Origin of the sequence: Fluviispira vulneris, assembly GCF_014281055.1 — a bacterium.
Classification (GTDB): domain Bacteria; phylum Bdellovibrionota_B; class Oligoflexia; order Silvanigrellales; family Silvanigrellaceae; genus Silvanigrella; species Silvanigrella vulneris.
On the sequence record NZ_JACRSE010000003.1, the window covers coordinates 542,560 to 558,453 of the forward strand.

Below are 15,894 nucleotides of genomic sequence, written 5' to 3' on the forward strand. Positions count from 1 at the left end.
AGAGGAATTATGGATCAAAATAAAACTAATAAGAATGAGAAAAAAACTGAAGCTCAGTCTCATCCTTTTATCTCAAAATTGTCTTATTTTCTATCGAAAAGTTTTTATATAAAAAATGATACATCACCCAAAAAAGTCGAAAGAACGCATCATTGGTTCAATGTGTTGTGCCTTACAGGTGTAGATTATTTTTCGACCTTAGCCTATCAACCTGGAATTGCTTTGATGGCTGTCGCGGTGCTTGCCCCTTTTGCCACTCTCTTGCTTGTTTTGCTTACATTATTTGGTGCAGTCCCTACATATATTGAAGTTGCGAAACGTTCATATACAGGGCAAGGCTCAATCGCGATGTTAGAAAATTTGCTGGGTGGATGGAGTGGGAAATTTGTAGTTCTTGCGTTAATCGCTTTTGCAGTAACAGATTTCTTCATAACGATGACACTCTCTGCCTCAGATGCGGCTTCACATATCATAGAAAATCCTCTTATAAATGTTTACTTAGGTCATTCAACATTAAATATTTCAATATGTCTTATCATTTTATTAGGAATTGTTTTTTTTATAGGTTTTAAAGAAGCAATAAATGTAGCAATTGCAAGTACAATTCCTTTTTTAATATTAACTTTGATTGTAGTAGTGAAATCAACATATGTAATTTATCAGGATCCTTATTTAATCTATGAATGGATTTCTAATCCCATATTTAAAGTGGATTGGCTTGGACTCTTTTGTATTTCTGCTTTGGCCTTTCCAAAACTTGCTCTTGGCTTAAGCGGCTTTGAGACAGGTGTCGCTGTCATGCCTCTTATTCACAATGGCAAAGGACCTGAAGCCGTTCAACGTCCTCCTTTAAAAAGAATTGAAGGGACTCGAAAGTTATTGCTTTGCTCGGCTATCATAATGTCTGTTTATCTTATCGCTTCAAGTGTTGTCACTTCTATTTTATTAAAACAATCCCAAGTAATGGATGGAGCCGAAGCTTCTGGCAGAGCTCTTTCATATTTAGCACATAAACATATAGGCAGTGTCTTTGGGACAGTGTATGATATAAGTACAATAATCATTTTATGGTTTGCCGGTGCTTCTGCAATGGCGGGTTTATTAAATGTTATTCCTCGTTATTTACCAAGGTTCGGCATGGCGCCTCGATGGGTTGAAATGCGTAGACCTTTGGTGGTTTTAATCACTCTAATAAGTCTAATCATACTGATTATTTTCAATGCCAATGTGAATGCGCAAGCTGGAGCATATGCGACAGGTGTACTTGCTTTGATTTTATCTGCATCAGTTGCCGTAGCTCTTTCAATAAGAAAAGATAGTATTTTACTGAAAAATTTTAAAATCCGCATTAAATCTTATTACTTTTGGCTTGTTTCAGCAGTATTTGCATTCACATTAATTGATAATGTTTCATCTCGACCTGATGGTATGATCATTGCGTTTGTATTTTTTATTGCAATTTTATTTGCAAGTGCAATCAGTCGTTGGCGGAGGGCTTTTGAACTGAGAGTTGAATCTCATAAATTTATAAATGATGAATCTATTGCTTTGTGGTCAACTATTACAAATAAAAAAGTTAATTTGGTGCCTATTTCTTCAGGTGATAAAACATGGTTTAAGCGGAAAGAAGAGAAAATTAAGAAGCATTATAAATGCACAGAACCCCTCGCCTTTCTTTCTGTTACTTTGCGAGATGATAGAAGTGAATTTGTCGCTCCATTATTTATTAAAGTCGCAAAAATGGATGACAATTCAAGCAATTATTTTATTGAAGTTAGTGGAGCTGTGGCAATTCCAAATACAGTGGCATATATTAGTGAACAAATAGATCCTATAGCTATTTATTTAGGACTAGCAAGAAAAAATGCGATGGAACAAGCGATTTTTTATGTACTCTTTGGTGAGGGAGAAATAGGTATAATCACCTATAAAGTTCTTGTTCAGTACTGGGAGTCAACTGAGGAAGATGATATCAGACCTGTGATCTTTTTAATGTCGGAATAATAATTTATCATTATAAATTATTATTCACTGAATTATGTTTAGTTAAATATTATAATTCACAGCAAAGGCAAAAAAGAAATCGTGTAGCTCCGTTTTAAAATAAAATAGATCATACAGCACTAAAATAAAAACTAATTCTTTAATTTAAAATTAAATATATCTTGATCGAATTCATTATAATTTTCATATTTTGTTAGCGAATATAAATCTTTTCTGTGTTGCATTTTGTCTAATATATCTTCTTGTGTCCCTTTATTTTTAATTTCTATTAAACCATCTATAGATGCTTTCATTGCTAAACGAAATGTAGTGACAGGATATATAACAATATTATAACCAAGATTGGAAAGTTGGTTGTAAGTGAATAATTTTGATTTTCCAAATTCTGTCATATTGACCAGCAGAGGTGCAGAGATTGCTTTGCGAAATAATTCAAATTCTTTTTCATTCTCAAGTGCTTCTATAAAAATACATTCTGCACCTGCATCGACATAGGCTTTTGCACGTTCAATAGCCTTGTCGAGTCCTTCTGTGGCACGTGCATCTGTGCGTGCAATAATAAAAAAGTTTTCATCTAGTTTTTTACCATGAACAGCGGCTTTTACTTTTCTAAGCATTTCTTCTTGTCCAATGATGGACTTTCCATCTAAATGCCCGCAGCGTTTAGGATTTACTTGATCTTCAATATGGCAACCCGCCAATCCCATCTCTATCATTTCTTGCACAGAGCGTGTGACATTCATGGGCTCACCAAAACCTGTGTCGATATCTATGAGTGTCGGTAGTTTTGTTGTGCGTGCAATCTGGCGCCCACGTTGGGCGACTTCGCTTAATGTTGTCATCCCAATGTCAGGGTAACCAAGATCATTTGAAAGAACTGAACCTGATATGTAAATTCCATCAAAGTTTTGCTTTTCGATAGCCATGCTGATTAAGGGAGACCAGGATCCTGGGAATTGCAAAAGCTTGCCTGACTTCAACGCAGTTCGCAAAGTCTTTCTTTTTTCAATAGGCGTGCATTCGGGAAAAAGCATTAAAATATCCCCTTTGCTTGCGTTTTATGATCTAAATTTTGCATTTCAACTTGTACATTTAACAGTTTGACTTCTTTGTCTGTGAGATCTGCTAAATTTTCAACGAGAGATATAAAACGGTTTCTTTCTTCTTTTGTAATAATTCCTTCAGATAAACTGTCAAACTTATCAATATAATTTTTTCTCTTAAAGGGGCGTGAGCCATTCGGATGTGCATCAGCAACGCCCAGTTCATCAATCAGTTTTTCACCATTTTTGAATTTGATTTCGACCCGTCCACCAAATTGTTTTTTATTTGCATCTTGTTCGTGATATTTACGAGTCCACTCAGGATCTTCAATAGTTGAAATTTTATGCCAGAGACGAATTGTATCTGCTCTTTGTGCTCTTTCACGAGCATAGGAATGAATATGATGCCAAGTACCATCTTGCAGGGCAACAGCAAAAATATACATAATAGAATGATCGAGAGTTTCGCGTGAGGCATTTGGATCCATTTTTTGTGGATCATTTGCACCTGTGCCAATCACATAATGCGTATGATGAGATGTATAAATTTGAATACTATCAATGTCTTCATAATTTGTAATTTTTTGTTTCATTCTGCGTGCAAGATCGATGAGAGCTTGAGATTGGTACTCCGCTGAGTGTTCTTTTGTATAGGTTTCTAAAATAGCTAATTTTTCTTCACCTAATTCAGGTAAAGGAACTTCATAAACCGCTTCTTTCCCTCTTAACATATAGGCTATGACTGAGTCTTCTCCTTCATAAATTGGCGATGGGCTCCCCTCGCCTCGCATGGCACGATCTACGGCTTCGATTGCTAATTTTCCTGCGTGTGCTGGCGCAAATGCTTTCCAAGAAGAGATTTCGCCTTTGCGCGATTGGCGTGTTGTAAACGAGACGTGAACGGCCTGTTGTACAGCTTGAAAAATAATTTCTGTGGGGAGATTGAGCATTGCCCCAATGCCAGCAGCTTGAGCAGGACAAAGATGTGCAATGTGATCTTTTTTAAATTCATGCAGACAAATTGCTTTTACAAGATTTACATGCACTTCATAGCCTATAACAATTCCTTTTAAAAGATCTTTTCCGGGCATATTCATTTGTTGAGCGACAGATAAAATTGGAGGGATATTGTCCCCAGGGTGTGAGTAGTCTGCGGCTAGAAAGGTATCGTGATAGTCGAGTTCTCTTACTGCTGTACCATTGGCCCAAGCAGCCCATTCGCAATCGAATTGATATTCATTTGGCATACCAAAAACAGTGGAACCATTTTTTCTTGGATGGGCAATAGCCATCGCGCGCGCCGTTGCGACAGGTGTCCTGTTAAGGGATGCAATAGCAACTGAAGCATTGTCGATTATTCTATTTATGACCATATCTAAAACATTGTTATTCATTTTATAAGAATCTGATGCTAATTCAGCAATTTTCCAAGCGAGTTGATCTTTTCTGTCAATTTTTTCTTTTGACTGATGGACACGAACAAGGTGTTTTTTCATGCTCTTTCCTTCTTAAAAAATTTCTTTAAAATTACTGGTGAGTTGAAATCTCGTCAAGCTCTCATTGACATCAAGGTTCAAATTAACTTAGCCTTCTGAGATCATTCAATCACTCAATGAAAGCTGAAGTCCGGTGAAACTCCGGCACTGTCCCGCAACGGTAAAGAAAAATTTTTTTTCTAAGTCCGATCGCTTTGTTGAGTAAAACCAATGCTTGTGGCTTTCTCTTCGGAGTAAAGAGAGGACACGTCATCAAAATATAATCTTACACAAAAGACTCTATTTTGAGGTTGTCTTTCTTTTCCTGCTGATAAAAAAAGCCAAGCTCTTTCGGAGGAAAAGTTATGAACAATTTGGAAGATATTGGCGTACAAAAAAATATTCATATCAATCCAGATTATGTTCCAGAACCTGAAAAAGTTAATGTAAAAAAGGGATTGGAAGGGGCTGTAATTGATACAACCAAAATTTCAAAAGTCAATCCAGAATCGAATTCGCTCATCTATAGAGGTTATCCTGTTCAAGACTTAGCTGAAAATTGTTCTTTTGAAGAAGTAGCTTATCTTTTACTGCAAGGAGAACTGCCAACTCTCAGTCAATTAAAATCTTTTAAAGAAACAGAAAGTCAGCAGAGATGTATTTCGAAAACTATTTTAAATACATTAAAATCATTACCTAAAGAAACACATCCGATGGATGCTATTCGAACATCTGTTTCTATACTAGGGTGTGAAGATATAAAAAAAGACTCGAGTCAATCACAAGATGTTAATTTTGAGAAGGCAATACAAATTTTAGCAAAAATTCCAACTATGGTTGCAGCTCATTATCGCTTGCGACAAGGTAAATCTGTTATAAATCCAAGAAAAGATCTTTCATTTGCTGAAAATTTTTTCCATATGTGTTTTCAAGAAATACCTGCAAAAGAAATTGTAAAGGCATTTGATGTTTCTTTAATTCTTTATGCTGAACACAGTTTCAATGCTTCAACTTTTACAACTCGTGTTGTTACTTCAACCCAATCAGATATTTATTCTGCAACTGTTGCTGGAATTGGAGCATTGAAAGGTTCGTTGCATGGTGGAGCAAATGAACAAGTCATGTATATGATGCTTGAAATTGATGATCCAAATAAAGCTGAAAAATGGATGAATGATGCGCTTATTCTAAAAAAGAAGGTTATGGGTTTTGGCCATCGTGTTTATAAATCAGGTGATTCACGCGTTCCTACTATGAAAAAATATTTGCAAGTTGTCAGTAATGTAAAAAACGAATTAAAATGGATAAAAATGTATGATGCTTTAGAAAAAGTTATGGTTGAGAAAAAAAATATTTATCCTAATCTCGATTTTCCTACGGGTCCAGCATATTATATGATGGGTTTTGATATTGATTTTTTTACACCTATTTTTGTTATAGCACGCACAGCTGGATGGTCAGCACATATAATTGAGCAACATAATAATAACAGACTTATACGACCTTTAAGTGAATACGTTGGTGAGAGTCAACGAAAAATAATTCCATTAAAGGAACGGAGCTAAATATTTTTAAATAAATAAATCTTTATCGGATAATCTTGAAAAGAATTTTCAAGCTCCAGCTTAAGCCATGAGATTGGTACACCTTCAATTTCTGGTAAAGCAATTGATAATATATTTTCTTTTTTGCAATGAAGCGCTAGAGCATTTAAAATTTCTTTCATAGATTCTTTTTTTAAGCGTTCTTGCCAATTGTTGCGGATTGTCAACGTAACAATATGTTTTGTACCAAAAAGAGCTTCAATAGAGTGATAATAAGCTTTATAAGGTGTGAGCTGTTTTCTTAAACAAGCTCTTGCATAATTTCTATAATAATCTGACCAAACTTTTTTTATTTTCTTTGTAAAAGGGTCGTGAGATAATCCAATGCAATTAACAGGATGCGCAATAGCTTCAGGGTATAAATCAAAAATATTTTCTACTTCTATAAACTCCATAAGTCTTTCCTAGCCTATTTTAAGCGTATTGAAATGAAGTTAATAATTGTAGACATTAAGGAAGCGAATCCTCCTAGCCAAAGTCCATATCCAACCTTGATTTGGCTTGCTGAGAGAGAGACAACTCCAAACATTTCGGTAGGAAGGCTTTTCGCAATCATTGTTTGGTAAGCGATACTAATTATTTCATATAAATACAAAGATAAAAGTATGAGCGAGGCTGAGAGTGCAAAAAATAAAAGTACTTTCCTAAATCTATCCGTTTTATACAAAATTGATGAGATTAAAATAAGGCAAATTGCAGAGATTAGGATAATATAAGAAGGTTTATCACCAATATCTATACCTGTTTTAGAACCCACTCCATAAGACATCCAAGGGAGCAATGGAGATAAAAGAGCAAGAAATCCACAACTGTTGTTAAAATAGAGTTTTACACGGTTGTTTTTTTCCATAGGGGCAAGCCTTTAATGAGAGTAGAATACGATTGTGAAAATTATCTCAATCAAGGATGACGTTAACCTTTTTCATATTCAACAATCAAGATCGGGACTTGGCTATCATGTCTCCGGCAATATTTGCTGATACTTGTGGAGAAGAGACTGCGTAGGACAATATAGAGAGTTAAAATCAAATATAACATGCTAACATTACTTATTTAACTACATTTTTTATTATTGTGGAAGTTTGGGCTTGATTTGGATAAGCTAATAATTACATGAAGTTAAATGGTGACAAGGAGTGGACTTGAACCACCGACCTGAGGATTATGAGACCTCCGCTCTAACCAGCTGAGCTACCCTGCCATCGTGAATGAAGCAATTAGTATGGGCATTAGGAAAAGTCAAGCGGAGATCTATAAAATTTGCTTGAGCACATAGATTCTCTAGCGGAAATGATGAAATAGATAAAACTGGCATAGATACATAAAATTGGAAATAAAAATCAATAATATCTGATCATAACCTCTATTTCAAGTTGACACTTTTTTACCAAGGAAAGGGGAGACAATGGACAAGTTAGCAGAGCCACGTAGGCGATTCGGGTACCATGAAAAACGTGCAATATTGGAGGAACATTTCAATTTGGGGTTGAGTTTATCAATACTTTCCCGTAAGCACCAGATCCACCCTGTTACTCTGTATAGCTGGAAAAGGAGCTTAAGCATGACTGATAATACAATAAAATCAAAGGATAATATGGAAGAAATTCTAGCTGAAATGGAGCGATTGCGAAAAGAAAATAAGCATTTGGCTAGAGCGGTTTCAACTTTAACAGTGGATAAAGCTATATTAACTGATGCTATTGAAATTCTTAAAAAAAAGAGCCAACAGAGAGCCTTGTTGAAACAGCAAATGAAGTCATCAAAATAAATAAATATTCGGTATCTTCTGTAAGTCGAAATTTAAACATTTCAAGACAATCGACTTACAGACATAAAGACAGGGTGGTCTTAATGAAAAATTATCTTAAAAAAGATGATAAAATCATGTTACCTCTAATAAAAAAGGTCGTAGAAAGAAGGCCTACGTATGGCTATAAAAGAGTAACAGCCATGGTTAATAATGTGCTTAAAGACTCTAAAAGTGAGAGAATAAATAAAAAAAGAATATATCGGATAATGAAATTAAATGGTCTCCTCCTTCCTAAAAATCAAGTGCAAAGAACAAATCATACAGGCACAGGAAAAATTGTAACTCTTCATTCAAATACTAGATGGTGTTCAGACGCATTCGAAATTCGCTGTTTTAACGATGAAAAATTTTATGTTGCGTTTTCTTTAGACTGTAAAGATAGAGAAGCGATTAGTTACGTTGCGTCAAAGGAACCATTATTAGGAAAATCTATTCAAGAATTAATGATACGCTCGGTGGAAAAAAGATTTAAAAGTTACAAGGCTCAGCGGCAAATAGAATGGCTCAGTGATCGAGGCTCGATTTATAGAGATAAATCGGTTCAAAATATAGCTAGAACACTTGGATTAAAACCTTGCTATACTGCTCCATATAGCCCTTCTAGCAATGGAATGGCTGAAGCATTTGTAGGAACATTTAAAAGAGATTATGTTTATATCAATGATTGTTATTCTACTTATTGGGTTATAGAGCATTTAGAAGAATGGTTTTACGATTATAATCATTACGCACCTCATTCAGGACTTGCTATGATGAGTCCTGTGCAGTATCAAAATTCACATTAATCATGTGTCAACTGAATTGGGGCCATTGCATATCATAAAATAGTTTTGTTGACTCGTTAATTAGGATGTAGTAGTTGAAGTGCCATGTGGTATTATGACTATTTATTAAATATTCATAATATATTATAATTTATATTTTACTTAAAATTTTAAGTAAAATATAATTCACATGCTCTATATTTCTGTATAATAATTTTCAAGGACGAAAATATGTATAATTCCAGGCTTGTTATTGTAGATAATATTGGAAATAACACCTCTTCTATCGTAGAAGATAAAAATATAAATCCCATAATTGAATTACCAGATGGACATAAAATAACTCAATTGTGGTATAATGAAAAAACTCCCAATGAACCTAATGGGGAGCAAGATAAATTAGAGCAGTTTAATTTTAATATTAAGCCCGGTGCAGTCCAATTTATTAAAACAATATTCCCTCCATTTTCTGAGATTGAGGTCTTTGCAAAAGAAAATTCGTGTACGATTGACGCTAATACATATGGATTACATAGTACCACAACAATTGATTTTGCTGTTGTTGTTAAAGGACAAATGCAACTAACTACAGAGAATGGAATAGTAAAATTAAATGAAGGAGATTGTTTAGTACAAAAGGCAACTGTCCATGGGTGGATAAATATTAGTTCTGAACCAGCAGTTATGGTGTTTGTTATGCTTGGAGCACATGTTCCAAAATCTTTTAAGATTAAATCATTTCAAGATCCTATTTCAGGAAGAGAATTATAAAATTCATATTCTTTCGTTTGAGAAAATAATAATAAATAAAAGGATGTTAATATGAAAATAAAATCAAATGAAGATAATTGGCAAAAGAAAAAAATATTAAATGCAAAAAATCATCAAGTAAAAGCTTTTAAGTATATTAATGACTCAGTGGTTATAAAAAGAGAAAGAGGAAGAATAATACATTTAGAAAGTCGAGAAAAGCTTATTGATTTTGCCTCATGCTCCTATCTTGGTTTAGATTTAGATGAAAGAGTGATTGAAGCATCACAACATGAATTAGAGAATTTTGGAGTAAATTTTGCAATAGCGAGAACAAGATTGCGAGTAAAAAGTTTTGTTATCCTAGAAGACTTATTACAAAAAATATTTTGCGATTCATTTGTTACCTTGTTTTCTTCTTTGCACTTGACCCATCTTGGATTTATTCCTTTATTGTCTTCAGGTGAAATGCCAAGCTTTCCTGTGAAAAAAAATGGTGTTTATTTTATAGTTGATAAAACTGCGCATGCTTCAATTCAGATCAATAGAGGACTTATGGAGCAATTTGGGATTGTGCTAGTTGTCGACTTTCAAAATGATAAAGAATTGTCTAATGCATTTGCTTTTGCATATAAGAATGAAATGACACCGATTTCATTATCAGATAGCGTTGGTTCTATGGGTGGAATTGTCCCACTTACACATCTTTTTAATCTTGCAGAAGAATATAATGGCTATGTCTATCTAGATGATGCTCATGGTACATCAATCTACGGGAAAAATGGCTGTGGTTTTGTTCTTGATTATTTAAACAATAAATTTCCTAGAAGACTTATTTTATGCTCTTCACTGTCAAAAGGTTTTGGTGCCAATGCGGCAGCTCTTTTGCTTCCAACCAGCGCAGATAAAGAAACAGTTAAGCAGTTTTGTACACCTTATCTTTTTAGCAATCCTCCTGCTCTCTCGATAGTTAATGCTGCTATTAAATCTGCAGAAATACACCTTTCTGATGAATTAACGGAACTACAAAATAAACTTTGGGAAAATGTCAGTTACTTTGATGCTTTAGTGGAAGAAAACTGTGTCATCAATAGAAAGCTAAAGATTCCGATTCGTGGATTATTAATAGGGGATGAAGAAAAAGCAATTCAATGTGCAGAAATCTTGAGGAAAAACGGATTTTTTGTTTTAACTGCAATGTATCCTACTGTCGCTAAAGGAAGAAGCATGCTTAGATTTGCTTTTGCTGCTGATCATAAAAAGGAACATATTTTTAAGTTTTGCAGTATTATTAATGAGTTTAAATTAAATACTCAGCTATGATCCAAAATTGAAAGATTATAAGTCTCTAATTAAAATAAGTAATTAGTTTATTAAAAATAAAATTTAATATGCTTGATAGAAAACTATAAGCGATTTATAAATATGTTTAATTCTGTCTCAATATTTTATAATTTTTGAGAAGAATAGCACTAGAAAGCACCTTATTAGGTTTCTATTTTGTATATTTTGGAATTATTATGGATTTTAGAGACAGTATATATTTATTGAAAAAAGACTATGTTAACCAAAATATCAACGAAATCATATTCAGAAACAAGGCTTATGATTATTTTTGTTACATTGATCCAAATATAGTCAATTTGAAGACGGGAATTCATATTAATCTCGGAATAGATAATCTTGGTTTATCTGAATATTATATTGAAAAAAATTATCTAAAAAGAGATCCTTTTTTGCATCAATTCAAAAATCTCCGTATGCAAACTTACCATTATAAAGAACTGGAATTGAGTCAGATAAAGATGCCAGAGACTTCTGAGCGAGTGGGTGTTATTTTAAATAGAGATAGAAGCACACTCTTTAATGTTAATAGTGGTATGTATCGAACGATACAACTAACGAATACTTATTGCTTTATTTGCTTATATGGAAGAGAAAAAAAGGACTTTCTCTTTGAAGTTGATCTAAACTCCAGTACGCGGCAAGGCCGTTGGTTTTGGAAATTTGAACAGGAAATGATTGAATGTATGAAGAAATATTTAAATGAGTTTAAGCTTCCAAGTATGAAGAGAAGTTAAAGACTTCTCTTCATACTTTATATTTCAGATTCAGTTAAGCTTTCTGTTTTCTTTGACTTTTTTACTACTTTAGCCTTAGTTGTAGCTTTTTTTGCTTCTTTTTTAGGCTTGCTTTCAGTTGTATCTTCTCCAAGCAAGGCTTTACGTGAGACAAATTTAAATTCGAAATTTCCATTTTCTTTTAAATGCAAGGCAGCTGCAAATGGGCGTCCTTTTTTAGATTTAAAATCAGCAATGGGTGGTGTAGAACCAGTGAGAATAAAAGATTTATAATCGTCTAAACTCATTTCTCGCCCGCATAAAATTCGAGGCATTCTTGAAATAAGGCGTTTGACTTTTTTGGGTTTTGTTACCTTTTTCTTTTTTTCTGAATCTTCGCCAGATGCTTTTTTCGATTTTCTCTTTGGTTTAGAGGCTTCTTCTTTAGTTTCAGTGGGAAGATTACCGAATTCACAGAGATAAGCCATTTCTGTTACTTTAACAGTGCCAGGCATTTTTAAGAAAGTTTCACTCAGAAGCTCTTCATGAAGAACGACAGCATCGTATCCTGTAGCGGATTCCTTAGCTTCGCCTTGCTCAGTACAAAAAATAATTCCTTTTTGCGGAGATATAGTTAAGTATTCATCATAATGTGACGTGCCAGTTGAGTTGCTAAATTCAAAGGGGCCTACAACTTGTTTTTGTAGCACTTCTTCCACGATACTGCGGTCAATATAGCGCTGGTTTTTTTCTTTCCAAATAATGAAACTGCATTGATCAGCAGTGACTTCTTTGCTGTTTCCAGCACGGCTGCATTTATAACCCCAAAATCCTTCATTGACTTTACCAATTTTGCAAACAGGACATGAGCCGAGTGGTGGATCATTTTTATAAATAGCATCGTACTCAAATGTTCTAGCTTTATCTACAATTGTCGAAGTAAAATCGAACATATTTTGCATGAATTCAGAACGTTTTTCTTGTCCCTTTTCCATTTTACGCAGGCCGGCTTCAATTTCTCCAGTGAGATCAACTTTCGAGAGAATATCAATAGGTATACGACTCAATACGTCAACCAAACGGATGCCTTTTGATGTTGCTCTCAATGCTTTGCCATAACGGCTGACATATTCTTTTGATATTAGATTTTCTATAATATCTGCTCGAGTTGCTGGGGTACCGATACCTTTGTCTTTTAAAACTTCAGCAATCTCTTCATCAACTACTGATTTACCACAGTGTTCCATTAAAGATAAAAGCTTGGCTTCGGTATAACGAGGAGGAGGTTTGGTCGCATTTTGGATTGGATTAACTCCTTCCGTTTGCACAGGCGTCTGCGCCTCTGGATTTTTCTCATTTAATTTAGGAAGTTTACTTTCTTCCTCACTATCAAGACCATAGACTTCGCGCCAGCCTGGTTCTTGTAAATCTTGCACGCGCGTGCGAAAGTTTTGCTCGCCTACAACCGTTATTCGCTCAACTTTTGCCCATATAGCATGCGGCATAAATGCAGCAATAAAACGCTTCAAAACGAGATCAAAAATACGGGCATCATCACCATCAAGTTTTTCAGATGGAAATTGTCCTGTTGGAATAATAGCAAAGTGGTCTGAGACATGTTTATTATTAAAAACTCTGTCCTTATTTAACAGACCAAGCTTTAATATTTTTTGGCAGGCTTTTGAATATTCAGTTGGAATAGCTGAAAACTCTTTTAGAATATTCTTAACATTTTCAACATAATCTTCGGGTAAATAGCGTGAGTCCGTACGTGGATACGTTAAAAGTTTATGTTTTTCATACAATCTTTGCGCTGCTTGGAGTGTTCTTGAAGCAGGCATGCCAAATTTTCTATTGGCCTCTCTTTGCAAGAGAGTCAGATCGAAGAGCTGGGGAGCAATTTCTTTCGATTCTTTTCGAGTTTCACTTGCTTTAGCTTGGGATTTATTGTCATTAAAATTTTTTAAAATTTCATCTAGTTTTTGTTGAGAAAAAATTCTGTCTTCTTTTTCACGCGAAACAATAGATTCGTCATCTTCGGCTGCTTGAGGTTTTTTAAACTTAGGATCGAACCAAAGTCCTGAGTACTCATGGGTCGTTGTGGAAAAACGGCCTTCAAGATTAAAAAAGGGTTCTGGTCGGTGCTTTAAATAATCAAGTTCTCTTTTGGCAATAAGTGCTAAAGTTGGTGTCTGCACTCTACCGACTGACCAAACACCTTTTGTATTACGGGTTTTAAGTCTTTTCGTCACAGCTCGGGTTGCATTCATACCTATGAGCCAGTCACTCTCCGCTCTGCAGCGTGCGGCATCACCTAAGTTGTCATAATCATGGCCAGATTTTAGAGTCTGGAACTCTTTACGAATGGCTTCTGGAGTCATACTCTGTAACCAGATACGCTTAAAAGTTTTGTTTATTCCACAATAGTCATAAATTTCACGAAAAATAAGTTCACCTTCACGTCCTGCATCGCATGCATTTATAATTCCGGTGACGTCAGATTTTTTAGCTAGACTCTTTATATGATTTAAACGTTCAGTTTGACCTTTTTTAGGTTTGTATTGAAATTCTTGCGGGAGAATTGGGAGATCTTGTAAGAGCCATCTTTTGTATTTGGGATCGAGTTCTTCTGGTTCGAGTAGCTCAAGCAGATGGCCGACAGCCCATGTGATGTAGTATTTTGGAGACTCATAGTGGTCGCCTTTTTTTTCAAATCCACCGAGTGCTTTTGCTAAATCACCAGCGACGGATGGTTTTTCTGTAACGACGAGCCACTTTGAAGCTTTATCCATATCTCACCTTGTATCTGTGAATCATTCTTTAATGATGATTCATTTCCTGTAGAATGTTATGCCCCAAATCAACAGCTTCTGAAGAAGAAGATTTTGTTAAAGTGAGTGCAGTTGAAATCAATGCAGCTTTATAATCTGAAGTTGGTACTGAAAGTAAAACCCAGATAACATAATATTTTTCTAGTCCATTTTCCGTATCCTTTTGGCGATACTCCCAATATATAGCCTTTGGCAAGGAAGGTTTAAAGTTTAATTTAAACCTATTCTTGCTGACAGCCTCAGAAAGCTCATTGACGAGTGAGTTTCTCTCTTTATTGGAAATATTGGAAGAGGCTGGAAGAGAGTTCAGTAAAGTTTTTTGGATTTTTTCCATTACTAAAAATGTTATTTGTGATTGGGCTGCAGCTTGTATCTGTTTAATTCCCAAATTTAGATTGAATACATCATTTTTTTTATATGTAAATAGAACAGTTTCATTGTCAGTGAGCGGCTCGTTTGTATTCACCCAACTGGGAGTTTGCTGCTCGCTTTTCTCAAGAGTAATTTCTTTATTTGTTAAAGATACGCATGCATTGATTGCTAAAATAAAAACAATAAAAATCGTTTTGAAAGGCAAAGAATTTATTTTTTTCATAACGACTCCTATGGTTATTTGCACTTTATATAGGCAAATATTTATCGTTATTGTACTTTAAGCAAATCTTTTGGTGAGTTCAAGTATATCTGAGCAATTTATGGGCATTTTTTGCAGGTCGACAGGAAATGCAATGCTGCTTCCCCTTTGTAGATCTTTGCTTTCACTCCAACTCTGAATGGCGAATCCTGCTTCTGGCATAATGACATGAAAGGGAGCAACATCCCAAATTTCAACTTTAGGATCGATAAAGGCACGCACGGAACCCTTTAACAACATATAATAGCCAAGAGCATCGGGATACGTTCTCGTTTTTTTCTGAGGTCCATATAAGGTTTGTAATATTTCACCCTTCTGCTCAATGTAAAAGCGATAGGGATCGGCTGTTGCAACAATCTCTATATTTGGATTTCCGACGAGGGGTGGCTTAATATATTTTTCACCATTAATAAAAGCACCCTGCCCCTTAAGTGCACTCATTGTAATACCCATTGCAGGTAAGCAAGCAAAACCTATAATCGGAGTTTTACCCTTTAATACAGCGATAAGAGAAGAATAAAACGGGATATTGTGTACAAAGCTAAATGTTCCATCTATAGGATCTAGGATCCAAGTATAGGCATCTTCATCTTTCCCGAGTTCCCCCCCTTCTTCTTCACCAAAAATAAAATGAGTTGGATGATTTTTCAGGATAATTTTTCTTAATTCTTTTTCTATTTGTTGATCCGCTGAAGTCACCCAAGATTTGTCATTCTTTAAACTTTGTGGATCAATGCCATGTTTGAAATTCAAACTCATTTTTGTTGCGATTTCAGAACATAGCTGAGCTGTATTAAAGATCTTTTCGAGTGATTCCATATTAAAAATCCTTTCAATTGTATTGCTCAACATCTTTGCGAGTATTAGTGTATCCTCGCACAAAACGCAAAATTGCGTTGCAATGGAGGAAGGGTATTCA

14 protein-coding genes, 1 tRNA gene and 1 riboswitch are annotated in these 15,894 nt (G+C 34.9%); of the genes, 7 read left to right on the forward strand and 8 right to left on the reverse strand.

What is annotated here, in order from left to right; genetic code table 11:
- The first annotated feature begins 9 nt into the window (after positions 1-9).
- A complete protein-coding gene (locus H7355_RS09125) occupies positions 10-2,004 on the forward strand; it encodes a hypothetical protein (protein WP_186646722.1) in 1,995 nt (664 codons plus the stop codon).
- A 131-nt stretch (positions 2,005-2,135) separates the two neighbouring features.
- Here the strand turns inward: H7355_RS09125 and prpB are convergent, their stop codons facing one another.
- A complete protein-coding gene (gene prpB, locus H7355_RS09130) occupies positions 2,136-3,038 on the reverse strand; it encodes a methylisocitrate lyase (RefSeq protein ID WP_186646724.1) in 903 nt (300 codons plus the stop codon).
- Complete coding sequence (locus tag H7355_RS09135) at positions 3,038-4,543, reverse strand: MmgE/PrpD family protein (protein ID WP_186646729.1); 1,506 nt, start codon at positions 4,541-4,543, stop codon at positions 3,038-3,040. The genes prpB and H7355_RS09135 overlap by 1 nt, the downstream gene beginning before the upstream one ends.
- 95 nt (positions 4,544-4,638) lie before the next feature.
- A riboswitch (adenosylcobalamin (AdoCbl) riboswitch) is annotated at positions 4,639-4,796 on the forward strand.
- A 91-nt stretch (positions 4,797-4,887) separates the two neighbouring features.
- Between H7355_RS09135 and H7355_RS09140 the strand changes: the two genes are divergently transcribed.
- A complete protein-coding gene (locus tag H7355_RS09140; protein WP_186646731.1) occupies positions 4,888-6,087 on the forward strand; it encodes a bifunctional 2-methylcitrate synthase/citrate synthase in 1,200 nt (399 codons plus the stop codon).
- Here H7355_RS09140 and H7355_RS09145 read toward each other — a convergent pair.
- From H7355_RS09145 to H7355_RS09155, 3 genes are all read right to left on the reverse strand, one after another.
- Positions 6,084-6,521 (reverse strand): hypothetical protein, encoded by a 438-nt coding sequence (locus H7355_RS09145; RefSeq protein WP_186646733.1) that lies wholly within the window; start codon positions 6,519-6,521, stop codon positions 6,084-6,086. The genes H7355_RS09140 and H7355_RS09145 overlap by 4 nt on opposite strands.
- 14 nt (positions 6,522-6,535) lie before the next feature.
- The gene (locus tag H7355_RS09150) at positions 6,536-6,976 is read right to left on the reverse strand and encodes a hypothetical protein (protein WP_130605800.1); all 441 of its coding nucleotides are present in this window, start codon (positions 6,974-6,976) and stop codon (positions 6,536-6,538) included.
- Positions 6,977-7,250: 274 nt separating this feature from the next.
- Positions 7,251-7,327 (reverse strand) — tRNA-Met (locus H7355_RS09155).
- 204 nt (positions 7,328-7,531) lie between these two features.
- Between H7355_RS09155 and H7355_RS09160 the strand changes: the two genes are divergently transcribed.
- The 5 genes from H7355_RS09160 to H7355_RS09180 all read left to right on the forward strand — a co-directional run bounded on the left by H7355_RS09160 (position 7,532) and on the right by H7355_RS09180 (position 11,531).
- The gene (locus tag H7355_RS09160) at positions 7,532-7,894 is read left to right on the forward strand and encodes a transposase (protein ID WP_186646734.1); all 363 of its coding nucleotides are present in this window, start codon (positions 7,532-7,534) and stop codon (positions 7,892-7,894) included.
- Entirely contained in the window at positions 7,891-8,721 is an 831-nt protein-coding gene (locus tag H7355_RS09165) for an IS3 family transposase (RefSeq protein ID WP_315861830.1), read from the forward strand. Before H7355_RS09160 ends, H7355_RS09165 begins: the two co-directional genes overlap by 4 nt.
- A 210-nt stretch (positions 8,722-8,931) precedes the next feature.
- Positions 8,932-9,471 carry a cupin domain-containing protein gene (locus H7355_RS09170; RefSeq protein ID WP_186646735.1) on the forward strand — a complete coding sequence of 180 codons (540 nt, stop codon included), beginning with the start codon at positions 8,932-8,934 and terminating at the stop codon, positions 9,469-9,471.
- 51 nt (positions 9,472-9,522) lie between these two features.
- Positions 9,523-10,773, forward strand: coding sequence for an aminotransferase class I/II-fold pyridoxal phosphate-dependent enzyme (locus tag H7355_RS09175; protein ID WP_186646736.1), 1,251 nt, complete (start codon positions 9,523-9,525; stop codon positions 10,771-10,773).
- Positions 10,774-10,970: 197 nt separating this feature from the next.
- Positions 10,971-11,531, forward strand: a complete 561-nt coding sequence (locus H7355_RS09180) for a hypothetical protein (RefSeq protein WP_186646737.1) — start codon at positions 10,971-10,973, stop codon at positions 11,529-11,531.
- Between the two features lie 17 nt (positions 11,532-11,548).
- On the opposite strand, the gene H7355_RS09185 is transcribed toward H7355_RS09180, so the two are convergent.
- From H7355_RS09185 to H7355_RS09195, 3 genes are read right to left on the reverse strand one after another with little or no spacing between them, the layout of a single operon-like run.
- Positions 11,549-14,302, reverse strand: coding sequence for a DNA topoisomerase 3 (locus tag H7355_RS09185; RefSeq protein ID WP_186646738.1), 2,754 nt, complete (start codon positions 14,300-14,302; stop codon positions 11,549-11,551).
- Positions 14,303-14,330: 28 nt separating this feature from the next.
- Positions 14,331-14,936, reverse strand: a complete 606-nt coding sequence (locus H7355_RS09190; RefSeq protein WP_186646739.1) for a hypothetical protein — start codon at positions 14,934-14,936, stop codon at positions 14,331-14,333.
- Positions 14,937-14,993: 57 nt separating this feature from the next.
- A complete protein-coding gene (locus H7355_RS09195; RefSeq protein ID WP_186646740.1) occupies positions 14,994-15,794 on the reverse strand; it encodes an inositol monophosphatase family protein in 801 nt (266 codons plus the stop codon).
- Between the last annotated feature and the right edge of the window lie 100 nt (positions 15,795-15,894).

Bases quoted from the DNA above. Each gene is read 5' to 3' on its own strand.
- H7355_RS09125 (WP_186646722.1), top strand. From the start codon at position 10: ATGGATCAAAATAAAACTAATAAGAATGAGAAAAAAACTGAAGCTCAG.
- prpB (WP_186646724.1), bottom strand. From the start codon at position 3,038: ATGCTTTTTCCCGAATGCACGCCTATTGAAAAAAGAAAGACTTTGCGA.
- H7355_RS09135 (WP_186646729.1), bottom strand. From the start codon at position 4,543: ATGAAAAAACACCTTGTTCGTGTCCATCAGTCAAAAGAAAAAATTGAC.
- H7355_RS09140 (WP_186646731.1), top strand. From the start codon at position 4,888: ATGAACAATTTGGAAGATATTGGCGTACAAAAAAATATTCATATCAAT.
- H7355_RS09145 (WP_186646733.1), bottom strand. From the start codon at position 6,521: ATGGAGTTTATAGAAGTAGAAAATATTTTTGATTTATACCCTGAAGCT.
- H7355_RS09150 (WP_130605800.1), bottom strand. From the start codon at position 6,976: ATGGAAAAAAACAACCGTGTAAAACTCTATTTTAACAACAGTTGTGGA.
- H7355_RS09160 (WP_186646734.1), top strand. From the start codon at position 7,532: ATGGACAAGTTAGCAGAGCCACGTAGGCGATTCGGGTACCATGAAAAA.
- H7355_RS09170 (WP_186646735.1), top strand. From the start codon at position 8,932: ATGTATAATTCCAGGCTTGTTATTGTAGATAATATTGGAAATAACACC.
- H7355_RS09175 (WP_186646736.1), top strand. From the start codon at position 9,523: ATGAAAATAAAATCAAATGAAGATAATTGGCAAAAGAAAAAAATATTA.
- H7355_RS09180 (WP_186646737.1), top strand. From the start codon at position 10,971: ATGGATTTTAGAGACAGTATATATTTATTGAAAAAAGACTATGTTAAC.
- H7355_RS09185 (WP_186646738.1), bottom strand. From the start codon at position 14,302: ATGGATAAAGCTTCAAAGTGGCTCGTCGTTACAGAAAAACCATCCGTC.
- H7355_RS09190 (WP_186646739.1), bottom strand. From the start codon at position 14,936: ATGAAAAAAATAAATTCTTTGCCTTTCAAAACGATTTTTATTGTTTTT.
- H7355_RS09195 (WP_186646740.1), bottom strand. From the start codon at position 15,794: ATGGAATCACTCGAAAAGATCTTTAATACAGCTCAGCTATGTTCTGAA.